1 protein-coding gene is annotated in these 684 nt (G+C 64.9%); it reads right to left on the minus strand.

From position 1 onward, the window contains the following. On the minus strand, positions 1 to 684 hold a 684-nt coding region (locus A9X04_RS25340; RefSeq protein WP_156764263.1), incomplete at both ends, for an HAD-IC family P-type ATPase.

Here is a 684-nt window from a genome sequence, read left to right on the forward strand (position 1 = left end):
GAAGTCGAACAGCGAGCTGATCGGTCCGAAGATCAGCATGAACCGGCGGATGAACGCGACGTTCCAGTGCGACGGCGCGTGCAGCTGCTCGGCGTCGACCCTGTCGGTGGGGATCGCCAGCTGCGAGGAGTCGTATAACAGGTTGTTCAGCAGGATCTGGCTGGGCAGCATCGGCAGGAACGGCAGCAGGGCCGATGCGGCCGCGGCGCTGAACATGTTCCCGAAGTTGCTCGACGTGCCCATCAGCACGTACTTGATGGTGTTGGCGAATATGCGCCGGCCCTCGGCGACGCCGGTGGCCAACACACCGAGGTCCTTCTCCAGCAGCACCACGTCGGCGGCGTCCTTGGCCACGTCGGTGGCGCTGTCCACCGAGATCCCGACGTCGGCGGCATGCAGAGCCAGCGCGTCGTTGACTCCATCGCCGAGGAACCCCACCGATCGGCCGGTGCGCCGCGCCGCGGTGATGAGCCGCGCCTTCTGCTCCGGCGAGATGCGGGCGAAGATGGTGTAATTCTGTGCGGCGTGCTCGAATTCTTCGTCGCCGAATTGTTCCATCTCCGCGCCGGTGATGGTTCCCTTTGAGGCCAAACCCAAGTCGGCGCACACCTTTTCGGCCACCCGCGCGTTGTCACCGGTAGCGATCTTCACCTCGATGCCCAGATCCGCGAGCTGGGTTAGGGA

The organism is Mycobacterium sp. E3247 (assembly GCF_001667785.1).
In the GTDB taxonomy this organism is placed as follows: Bacteria; Actinomycetota; Actinomycetes; order Mycobacteriales; family Mycobacteriaceae; genus Mycobacterium.